General features: G+C 75.4%; 7 protein-coding genes and 1 pseudogene. 4 read left to right on the top strand and 4 right to left on the bottom strand.

Translation table 11 applies throughout. From position 1 onward, the window contains the following. A partial coding sequence (locus tag ACQRUO_RS37445) for a DEAD/DEAH box helicase (RefSeq protein ID WP_428320647.1) occupies positions 1-1,308 on the bottom strand: 1,308 nt, incomplete at its 3' end. Between the two features lie 637 nt (positions 1,309-1,945). On the opposite strand from ACQRUO_RS37445, the gene ACQRUO_RS37440 reads away from it, so the two are divergent. Further along, complete coding sequence (locus ACQRUO_RS37440; protein ID WP_428320646.1) at positions 1,946-2,662, top strand: ferritin-like fold-containing protein; 717 nt, start codon at positions 1,946-1,948, stop codon at positions 2,660-2,662. Positions 2,663-2,725: 63 nt separating this feature from the next. Here the strand turns inward: ACQRUO_RS37440 and ACQRUO_RS37435 are convergent, their stop codons facing one another. The 3 genes from ACQRUO_RS37435 to ACQRUO_RS37425 form a co-directional block, all read right to left on the bottom strand. After that, the gene (locus ACQRUO_RS37435) at positions 2,726-3,016 is read right to left on the bottom strand and encodes a hypothetical protein (protein WP_428320645.1); all 291 of its coding nucleotides are present in this window, start codon (positions 3,014-3,016) and stop codon (positions 2,726-2,728) included. Positions 3,017-3,226: 210 nt separating this feature from the next. Continuing rightward, positions 3,227-3,454 carry a DUF3107 domain-containing protein gene (locus ACQRUO_RS37430; protein ID WP_428320644.1) on the bottom strand — a complete coding sequence of 76 codons (228 nt, stop codon included), beginning with the start codon at positions 3,452-3,454 and terminating at the stop codon, positions 3,227-3,229. A 162-nt stretch (positions 3,455-3,616) separates the two neighbouring features. Further along, entirely contained in the window at positions 3,617-4,279 is a 663-nt protein-coding gene (locus ACQRUO_RS37425) for a TetR/AcrR family transcriptional regulator (RefSeq protein ID WP_428320643.1), read from the bottom strand. Between the two features lie 226 nt (positions 4,280-4,505). On the opposite strand from ACQRUO_RS37425, the gene ACQRUO_RS37420 reads away from it, so the two are divergent. The 3 genes and pseudogenes from ACQRUO_RS37420 to ACQRUO_RS37410 all read left to right on the top strand — a co-directional run. Next, positions 4,506-5,477, top strand: a complete 972-nt coding sequence (locus ACQRUO_RS37420) for an alpha/beta fold hydrolase (protein WP_428320642.1) — start codon at positions 4,506-4,508, stop codon at positions 5,475-5,477. 493 nt (positions 5,478-5,970) lie between these two features. Next, a complete protein-coding gene (locus ACQRUO_RS37415; RefSeq protein WP_428320641.1) occupies positions 5,971-7,566 on the top strand; it encodes a DUF3492 domain-containing protein in 1,596 nt (531 codons plus the stop codon). Then, a pseudogene (locus tag ACQRUO_RS37410) lies at positions 7,566-7,941 on the top strand (hypothetical protein); the annotation flags it as partial. The gene ACQRUO_RS37415 and the pseudogene ACQRUO_RS37410, both read left to right, overlap by 1 nt.

Raw genomic sequence — 7,941 nt, 5'->3', positions numbered from 1 at the left:
CCACAGTCCGGGGCACCCGTGTGCCCTGCCCCGATGGAGACCGCCCAGATGCGTTCGCTTTCCGCCCGCCGTTCCGTCGTCGCCGCCACCCTTGCGGCCGGCGCCGTGCTGGCCACCGGTCTCGCCGAGGTCCTCGAGCTCCTCGGCGGCCAGCCCGGCCCGGGTGCGCTCGGACCGGGGCAGGATGCCCTTGGTGCCCGGCGCGATCTTCAGCAGCTCGTACAGGTGCGCGGAGGTGGAGTAGGTCTCCTCCGGGTCGTTGAACGAGAGCTCCAGCGCCTTGTTGATCAGCTGCCAGCGCGGGATGTCGTCCCAGTCCACCAGCGTGACGGCGGTGCCGGAGGCACCGGCGCGGCCGGTCCGGCCGACCCGGTGCAGGTAGGTCTTCTCGTCCTCGGGGCACTGGTAGTTGATGACGTGCGTGACGCCCTCGACGTCGATGCCGCGGGCCGCGACGTCGGTGCAGACCAGCACGTCGACCTTGCCGTTGCGGAAGGCGCGCAGCGCCTGCTCGCGGGCGCCCTGACCGAGGTCGCCGTGGACCGCACCGGCCGCGAAGCCGCGCCGGGTCAGCTGGTCGGCGACGTCGGCCGCGGTGCGCTTGGTCCGGCAGAAGATCATCGCCAGCCCGCGGCCGTCGGCCTGCAGGATCCGGGCGACCATCTCGACCTTGTCGAGCGAGTGCGCGCGGAAGATGTGCTGCTCGACGGAGGCCACGGTGTGGCCGCTGTCGTCCGGCGCGGTGGCCCGGATGTGGGTGGGCTGGCTCATGTAGCGGCGGGCGAGGCTGATCACCTGGCCCGGCATGGTGGCCGAGAAGAGCAGGGTCTGCCGACGGGTCGGCAGCATGGTGAGGATCTTCTCGACGTCGGGCAGGAAGCCCAGGTCGAGCATCTCGTCGGCCTCGTCCAGCACCAGCGCGCGGACCTGGGAGAGGTCGAGCTTGCGCTGCCCCGCCAGGTCGAGCAGCCGGCCGGGGGTGCCGACCACGATGTCGACGCCCTTCTGCAGCGCCTCGACCTGCGGCTCGTAGGCCCGGCCGCCGTAGACGGCGAGGACCCGCACGTTGCGGACCTTGCCGGCGGTCTGCAGGTCGTTGGTCACCTGGGTGCACAGCTCGCGGGTGGGCACCACGATCAGTGCCTGCGGGCTGTCGGAGAGCTTCTCCTCGATGGCGCGGCCGGCGTCGACGTCGGCCCGGACCACGACCCGCTCGATCAGCGGCAGGCCGAAGCCCAGGGTCTTGCCGGTGCCGGTCTTGGCCTGGCCGATGACGTCGTGGCCGGTCAGCGCGACCGGCAGGGTCATCTCCTGGATCGGGAACGGGTGGATGATGCCGACCGACTCCAGGGCTTCGGCGGTCTCCGGAAGGATGCCGAGCTCGCGGAACGTGGTCTTCGTCGGTTCAGTCGTGGTGGACAGGGTGCTGCCTCTTCCGTGTGGCGGGCCGAGAGCGAGAGGACGGCGGGCAGCCAAGCGGTCGCGGCAGGGTCCGGTCAAGGCCCTGGTCGCGAGCTCGCGAGGTCGTGCACGACCGCGCCGGTCCCGGCGGCCTGCGGGCGCGGCCTGCCCTGGCTGGGCGGCGGCGTCCCGTGGCGTGGGGAAAGGTCCCGTGAGGGGTCCGGCGCGGGACCGGCGCCCAGGGCGCGGTCCGCGGCGGCCCTCGCTCGGCCACTGATGCGGTGCCTGGCTTGGGGTCCAAGCCAAGGTCGGAGCCGATCGGCTCTCCGACCGGGCATCCGCGTACGTGAATCCCCGGGCGCCGCGTGCCGGAAAGCCTCCGGACGAAGCGAACCCGCGCGGCTTGCACACCGTGCGGGTATACGGGTCTCCGTACCACTGTACCGTCAGTGGCCGACTCGAACACGTGACGCGTCTGACACGGCGCTCCGACCGGGCCCGCAGCGGCTCTGCCGGGCCGCCGGGCGGTCTAGAGTTTCCTGCCATGGAGACTCAACCGGAGACTCAGGGCTCGATCGGCGACTGGGCCACCTGCTCGGCCGACCCCGACTACCGGGCCGCGGTGCTCGACCTGCTCGGCGCGCTCGCCTACGGCGAGCTGAGCGCCTTCGAGCGGCTCGCCGACGACGCCAAGTTCGCCCCCGGGCTGGCCGACAAGGCGGCGCTGGCCCGGATGGCCTCCGCCGAGTTCGCGCACTACCAGCTGCTGCACGACCGGCTGGCCGAGATCGGCGCCGACCCGACCGAGTCGATGACCCCGTTCGTCGAGCCGCTGGAGTCCTTCCACCGGGTCACCGCGCCCTCGGACTGGCTGGAGGGCCTGGTCAAGGCCTACGTCGGCGACTCGATCGCGACCGACTTCTACCGCGAGGTGGCGGTCCGGCTGGACGACGACACCCGCGACCTGGTGCTGCGGGTGATGAGCGACACCGGGCACGCGCAGTTCGCGGTGGACAAGGTGCGCCAGGCGATCGAGGCCAACCCGCGGGTCGGCGGACGGCTGGCGCTCTGGGGCCGGCGGCTGATGGGCGAGGCGCTGAGCCAGGCGCAGCGGGTGGTGGCCGAGCGCGACGCGCTGTCCAACCTGCTGGTCGGCGGTGCCGAGGTGCGCGGCTTCGACCTGGTCGAGGTCGGCAAGATGTTCAACCGGATCACCGAGGCGCACACCAAGCGGATGAGCGCGCTCGGGCTGGCCTCCTAGGGCCCGTCCGGTGGCCTCCTAGGATCCGTCCGGCTTCCTGGAGTCGGACGGTTCGCGGGCCCGTCAGGCGGCGTGCCGGCGGCGGCGGTGGCTGCCGCGCTTGGCGGCCAGGTCGGGGCGGGCCAGCACCGAGGTGAGCAGCGCGGTGGCGAGCACCGTGACCGCGACGGTCGGAGTCGGGTCGCCGGCCAGGGTGAAGCTGGCGACCACGCCGCTGAGCAGGGCCGAGGCCAGTGCGGTGCCGAGGGTCAGGGCGCGCGCCATCGGGAAGTACTCGGGCACGACGAAGAGCGCGACCGCGCCGGCCAGCAGGCCGATCAGCGCGAAGACGGCGGCTTCGACCGGCAGCGGCATGCTGGCCTCCGGGGGAGACGGGGGAACGCGGCGGGGGAACCGCGATTGGCCCCACCCATACCCCCGGCGTCGCCGGTCCAACCACACTGCGCGCCGGCCCGACGGGACTGCGCGCCGGCCCAACCAGACTGCCCGCCGGTCCCCGAGGGACCGGCGGGCAGGTGGGTCGAAGAACGCTCGGCCGGGCCGGCAGCGGCCCGGGCGACGGCCTCAGATGGTGCCGAAGCCGACCTTGCGCGCGCTCTGCTCGCCGATCTCGACGTAGGCCAGCCGCTCGGCCGGAACCAGGATGCGGCGACCGTGCTCATCGGTCAGCGAGAAGAACTTGGACGTGCCGTCCAGCGCCTTGGCGACCGCGTTCTCCACCTCGTCCGCGGTCTGCGAGCTCTCGATGACGATCTCCCGCGGCGCCTGCGCCACGCCGATCTTGACCTCCACGGCTTCCGTCCCTCCGGGGTGTGAGCCTGCCACGCACGACGGGCCTGCCCGCCGGAACCCATCCGAACGGGCGTTCTCGGCCGTCGTGCCGTACGGCTTCACCTTAGAGCAACCGGGTGGCGACGGGGTGGATCAGTTGCCGCAGGGCTGCAGGCCGAGCTGCTAGTCGGCGTCCGAGCCGGGGCCCTGGGGCAGGTCGCCGGGGTGCATCGGGAAGCCCTTGAGCCCGCGCCAGGCCAGGCTGGCGACCAGTCGCACCGCCTCGTCGCGCGGGATCTCCCGGCCCTGCGAGAGCCAGTAGCGGGCGGTGATCTGGGCCAGGCCGCAGACGCCGGCGGCCAGCAGCTTGGCCTCCGCCTCGGGCAGGTCGGTGTCCTCCGCGATCACCTTGCTGACCAGCGTCGCGCTCAGGTCGGCGGCCCGGTCGACCCGCTCGCGCACCGCGGGCTCGTTGGTCAGGTCGGACTCGAAGACCAGCCGGAACGAGCCGGACTCGCTGGCCACGTAGTCGAAGTAGGCCTGCATGGTGGCCGCGACCCGCTGCTTGTTGTCGGTCGTCGCGTCCAGCGCGGCCCGGGTGGAGTCGACCAGCGCGTCGCAGTGCTTGTCCAGCAGCGCGAGGTAGAGCTCCAGCTTGCCGGGGAAGTGCTGGTAGAGCACCGGCTTGCTGACCCCGGCGCGCTCGGCGATGTCGTCCATCGCGGCGGCGTGGTAGCCCTGCGCGACGAACACCTCCTGGGCAGCTCCGAGCAGCTGCTCACGGCGGGCGCTACGCGGCAGCCGCGCGCCGCGCGGGCGGTCCTGGGCCTCCTGGATGGCCGTCACGGCGCTCCTCACTCCTGCTGGCGATGTCGTACGGGCGGGCCGCTTCGCGGGTGCTCCCGCGGGCGGGCCCGTGGGCAAGCCACGGGCAATGGCCAGTGATTCTACTTTTGGGTAACCAACTGTGCGCCTGCCCGGACGGGAAAAGCTGCAGCTCTTGGGTTGTCGGAAGCCCACAATACGGCGCGCGACCCCGGTGGGCGCCAGAGTCTCACTACCATCTTCTCCCATGAGCACTGAGCAGCAGGAGCGAGCCGGGGCCGAACCGACGCCGCCGGCGGCGGGCGGGGCGGGTGGGCGTCCTGCCGCCCGGTGGGCGACCCGGACGGTGGAGGTGCCCGGTGGGGTGCTCTCGGTCACCGGGCCGACCGCGGAGGCGGCCGAGGGCCTGCCGGAGGCGCTCTTCGTGCACGGCCTCGGTGGCTCCTCCGACAACTGGACCGAGCTGCTCGCCGAGCTGGTCGGCACGGTCCGCGGCGAGGCGCTGGACCTGCCCGGCTTCGGCTGGTCGCCGCCGCCGACCGACGGCAACCTCTCGGTCAACGGGCACGTCCGGGCCGTGATCGGCTACCTGGAGGCGAGCGGCCGCGGCCCGGTGCACCTGGTCGGCAACTCGCTGGGCGGCGCGGTGGCGGTCCGGCTGACCGCGCTCCGGCCCGACCTGGTGCGCAGCCTGACCCTGATCTCGCCGGCGCTGCCCGAGCTGCCGCCGCAGCGCACCGCGCTGCCCACCGGGCTGCTCGCGGTCCCCGGGGTGCCCCGGCTGCTCGCCCGGGTGCCGGCCCGCGGGCGCAGCGTGGAGCAGGCCACCGACGGGCTGCTCGACCTGGTCTGGGGCAACGCGCGGGCGGTCCCGGCCGAGCGGCGCGAGCTGGCGGTGGCCGAGTACCGGCGGCGGATGGGGCTGCCCTACGCGATGCAGGTGCTGGTCGGCTCGGCGCGCGGGATCGTCTCGGCCTACACCGAGCGCGGCGACCAGGCGCTGTGGCGGCAGGCCGAGCGGATCGAGGTGCCGGTGCTGCTGGTGTACGGGCTGCGCGACAAGCTCGTCTCCTACCGCTCGGCGGCCCGGGCCTGCGCGGCCTTCCGGGACGCCCGGCTGCTGGTGCTGCCGGAGTCCGGGCACGTGGCGATGATGGAGCACCCGGCCCAGGTGGGCCGCGCGGTGCGGGAGTTCCTGCGCGAGCTGCCGCAGGCGTAGGGCCGGTCCGGCGGATCCTGCCGGGCGCGCGACGCCGGGCCTCCGGCCTTGGCAAGATCCGCAAGAGCGGCTCCGGCGGCTGACGCGTGGTCGGCTGACCGAAGGTCAAGGAACGGTAGAGGTTACGGGGGTTCACTCGTTCAGGTGGCAGGCGGGCCACCGGTGGCGGTCCGGGGCGGCGCTCGTTCTACCGTCGTGCTGTCGGACCGAACAGCTGTGGGGGCGTGGCCGCCGGCGAGCGGGGCGGGCGCCCGAGGGTGTGTCGAGGTGCTCATCGGGCGGGGTCGGCCCCGCCGTCGGGGCCGGGTGGCTGCCCGGCCCAGCGGCCGTGGGGGCCGGCCGGGTACCGGGGCGTAGGGGCGCCCGCGGTGACTCCGTGACTCCGTGACTCCTGGGCGGGTCTCCCGCCGTGCCGACCGGCCGTGCGGGCCGGTGTCCGTCGTGTCGTCAGGCCGGTCCGACCCGTCCACAGTTCTGCCCACCGGAGGTCGCCATGCGCATTGCCCTGCTCACCGAGGGTCGCCAGGACGGGCCCGCCGCGGTCGTCCGCCCGGAGCCCGGGCCCGGGAACGGTCCGGAGCGCGACCGGGAGGGGCCCGGCCCGGCGGGGGCCGCGGGCTGGGGGGAGCGGCTGGCCGCCGGGCTGCCGGAGCACGAGTTCGAGCGGTACCTGCTGCTGCCCGGTGCGGCGCCCGGCCCCGCACCGCAGCCCGGGGTGCACCGGCTGGCGCTGGGCGGCCCGGCGCGCGGCGGGCGCGGTCCCGGCACGGTGCGCCGCCGGCACTACGCGCAGGCGTACGAGGACCTGGTCCGGGCGCTGGTGCAGCCGCGCGAGCGGGCCGGCTTCGCGGTCGGCCTGCACGCCCTGGCCGAGCTGACCCGGCAGGACGGCGCGCTGCCCGCCTTCCTCGCCTCCGACCACGCGCACCGGGTGCTGGAGCGGGTCTGGCGCTCGCCCGGGGCCGACACCGCCGCCGGGCAGCCGCTGCTGCGCGACGTGCTGGTCGCCGGCGACCTGCTGGAGCAGTGCCTGCGCCCGCTCACCGCCGACTGGTACGGCAGCGGGCCGGGCGGGCTCGGCGGCGTCGACCTGTGCCACGTGGTCGGCGGCGGGCCGGCGGCGCTGCCCGCGCTGGTGGCCAAGCAGCTGTACGGGGTGCCCTTCGTGCTCACCGAGCACGGCCTGCACCTGCGCGAGCAGTACCTGGGCTACCGGCAGGCCCCCTACCGCTGGCCGGTGCGGGCGCTGCTGCTCTCCTACTTCCGGCAGCTGACCGCCGAGACCTACCGGCAGGCCGCCCTGCTCACCCCCGGCAGCGGCTACGACCGGGAGTGGCAGCTGCGCTGCGGCGCCGAGCCGGACCGGATCCGGGTGGTCTACCAGGGCACCGCGGCGGTGGACCGCCCCGCCGCCGGGCCGGAGCCGGCCGAGCCGACCCTGCTCTGGTCCGGGCGGCTGGAGCCGGCCGCCGACCCCGAGCTGATGCTGCACGCCTTCGCCCGGGTGCGCACCGAGCTGCCGGCGGCCCGGCTGCTGCTGCGCGGCCCCGAGGGCCGCCCCGGCCACCGGGAGCACCTGGCCGAGCTGGCCGACCGGCTGAAGCTGACGCCGGCCGTGACCTTCGCCGAGGCGGGGGAGGGCGACTGGACGGACGGCACGGTGGCGGTCTTCTCCGGCCGGGCCCGGTGGCGGTCCGGCGCGCTGGTCGGCGCGATGCTCAGCGGGCGGGCGGTGATCGCTACCGACGTCGGGGCGACCCGGGAGCTGCTCGGCCCGGCCGGCCTGCTGGTGCCGCCGGGCGACCCGGCGGCCCTCGCGGTGGCCTGCCGCGCGCTGCTCGCGGACCGGGAGCGGCGCTCCCGGCTGGGCCTGGCCGGGCGGCTGCGGGCCCAGGAGCGGTTCGCGGTGGAGCCGGCGGTGGCCGCCTTCCGCGAGGTCTACCTGGAGCTGGTCACCCGCTGGCCGGCCTATCCGGCCGTCGAGCGCCGGGCCGGGGCGCTGCCGCGGCCCTTCGCCCGCCCGGCCGAGTACTGGGTGGCGGGCGGGCGGCCGCGACAGGCGGCCGAGGCGATGGCGGAGGCGCGCTGATGGCCGTGGCCGGGGCGGACCCGGTCCGGGAGCTGATGGCGGAGCACCGGGAGCTGTGCGAGCAGGCCACCGATCCGCTGGAGATCGCGGCCGGCCTGGAGGCGGCCGGGGTCTGCGCGGCCACCGCCGGGCGGTACCGGCACGCCGACGTCTTCTCGCTGGCCGAGGAGCTGTTCGCCCGGGTGCCGCGGCGACCCGGCCCGGCCGGGGAGCGGTCGGCTCCCGGGCCGGACGGGCCGCCGGCGCACCCGGTCGGCTGGCGGGACCGCTGCCGGACCGGGGTGGGCCTGCTGGGTGCGCTGCTGCTGCCGCTGCTCACCGTGCCCGGCGGGGCCGGCGCGGCGGCGGTGGGCACCGCGGCGGCGCTGGCCCTGG

Origin of the sequence: Kitasatospora sp. LaBMicrA B282, assembly GCF_050325825.1 — a bacterium.
Classification (GTDB): domain Bacteria; phylum Actinomycetota; class Actinomycetes; order Streptomycetales; family Streptomycetaceae; genus Kitasatospora.
The sequence above is the reverse complement of the archived record's forward strand: the minus strand, read 5'-3'. Positions and strand labels throughout refer to the sequence as shown.